This window comes from Xanthovirga aplysinae, from assembly GCF_009711365.1.
GTDB lineage: Bacteria > Bacteroidota > Bacteroidia > Cytophagales > Cyclobacteriaceae > Xanthovirga > Xanthovirga aplysinae.
Window position 1 is genome coordinate 1 of record NZ_SMMB01000775.1, and the last position, 1,566, is coordinate 1,566.

General features: G+C 35.2%; 1 protein-coding gene. It reads right to left on the reverse strand.

The features are described from left to right. Positions 1-470 precede the first annotated feature (470 nt). Positions 471-1,424 carry a TolB-like translocation protein gene (locus tag E1171_RS05500; protein WP_155204876.1) on the reverse strand — a complete coding sequence of 318 codons (954 nt, stop codon included), beginning with the start codon at positions 1,422-1,424 and terminating at the stop codon, positions 471-473. Between the last annotated feature and the right edge of the window lie 142 nt (positions 1,425-1,566).

A 1,566-nucleotide genomic window follows, 5' to 3' on the forward strand; every position in this document is an offset into this window, starting at 1 on the left:
AAAAAAAAGTCAAAAAGAATCCCCAATGATGGCCATCGCCACCATTGCTGAAAAAACAACTGCAGGCTCTTTCCGGCCCTTTAAAATTAAAAACTTTTTCGGAAGAACCTTTGTAAAAGACTCAGTTATTATACCTCCACTGTCCTAAAAAGTGGAAACAAATAAAAATTAGAGGAAAAAAAGTGTGATTGGAGCCCATGAGAGACGAAAAAAACCCTCCCACTTACAAGGGAAATGGATGCAAAAACCCAGGGAAGGACTATTATTTAACCACCCTTATTCTGAACCATTTGCTCCATAACCAATAAGAAATGACTTGCTATTCTTTCAATGGTTGGGCTATCACTAAGTTTGGTATTTCACTTATGATCCCAAAAAGATAAGGAGTATTAATAATTACCCCTCATCATTCCATCTGAGAATAAATAACTAACAACTCCACTAAAACAATAACTAATTTTTCCTTCGTCTTACAATTCCAATCCAACAGCTTTAACTTCTACCTGCTTAATATCCTTCCCATCAGAATAAAAAAGGTATTTTTTATCTGGAGAAACATAGGGGCTGTACTTGAATCTTGAGGGATCGTTCAAAAGAATCTGTTGGGCATCAGTCCAAACACCATTCCGGTGGTAACTAATAAAGAGTTCCCCAATCCAATCATTATTATTATAATCTCTATTTCGGGCAAATATCAAATAACTTTCATCAGGGGCAATAAAAGGAGATTCATCATTAACGTTCGAAGTATTAATCTCTTCTCCTAAAAGCTCAGCGGTTTTATACCGACCATTGACATATTTGGAAACATAAAGATCTGTTTGCTTATCCCCAAACCGGCTAGGACGAGTAGACTCGAAATATAGGTTACCATTGGCTGCAACCGATGGCAAATATTCATTATATTCAGAATTAATAACCTCACCTAATCGATAAGGAGTACCCCAACCCTTTCCCGATCTTTTTGCCAACCAAATATCAAATTCTCCTATTGAACCCTTTCGGTTTGAACCAAAGAAAAAATGATTGGCGTCTGGTGAGACAAAAGGTCCATCCTCCCTAAAGGAATCATTGTCAGAAAAGGGAGATAAAATGGGTTCACTCCAGCTACCATCTTTGTAGTAAGAAATATAAATTCTACTACCTTGTTTATTCTCCTTTTGCCTTTGAATATAAATCACTTTTCCATCTGCTGAAAAGTGAAATGCCCATTCTACTAAATCCGGTTTAGAAAGAGTACCTTCCCCCACTATTACAGAATTATGAATCGGTTTCTCCGAATGATAAGACAATTGACTACTGGTAAGCTTTTTTGAACATGAATTTAGAGTTACAAAAATGAGGCCAGCAAGTATTAAATGTACTGTAGCTAAGCACTCAGCCTTACGCAATAGAGACTGATAAAACTTTAAAAAATGATCCATTAATTTGTTAGTTACCTTTAAAATGAAATTATTAATAGTCTAATTTATTTTGAATATAAGGTTCATTTATTACCACAAGAGATTTTAAGCCTCCAATAGGAAGGCAATACTGGTTTTTAAGGAGAATATTAAAATTCTTTCT

Excerpts from the sequence above, each read along its gene's own strand:
- E1171_RS05500 (WP_155204876.1), bottom strand. The coding sequence starts at position 1,424 with ATGGATCATTTTTTAAAGTTTTATCAGTCTCTATTGCGTAAGGCTGAG.